Origin of the sequence: Phosphitispora fastidiosa, from assembly GCF_019008365.1 — a bacterium.
Taxonomy (GTDB): Bacteria; Bacillota; Thermincolia; order Thermincolales; family UBA2595; genus Phosphitispora; species Phosphitispora fastidiosa.
Genome location: NZ_JAHHUL010000101.1, coordinates 1 through 301, shown reverse-complemented (window position 1 = coordinate 301; position 301 = coordinate 1). Strand labels below are relative to the sequence as shown.

Below are 301 nucleotides of genomic sequence, written 5' to 3'. Positions count from 1 at the left end.
TCAGTCTCGGGACTACTAGGGTATCTAATCCTGTTTGCTCCCCACGCTTTCGAGCCTCAGCGTCAGTTATCGTCCAGTAAGCCGCCTTCGCCACTGGTGTTCCTCCTAATATCTACGCATTTCACCGCTACACTAGGAATTCCGCTTACCTCTCCTGCACTCCAGTCTGACAGTTTCAAAAGCAGTCCCAGAGTTAAGCCCTGGGTTTTCACTTCTGACTTGCCATACCACCTACGCACCCTTTACACCCAGTAATTCCGGATAACGCTTGCCCCCTACGTATTACCGCGGCGGCTAACAC

General features: G+C 52.2%; 1 rRNA gene. It reads right to left on the bottom strand.

From position 1 onward, the window contains the following. Positions 1–301 (bottom strand): 16S ribosomal RNA (locus Ga0451573_RS19125); the annotation flags it as partial.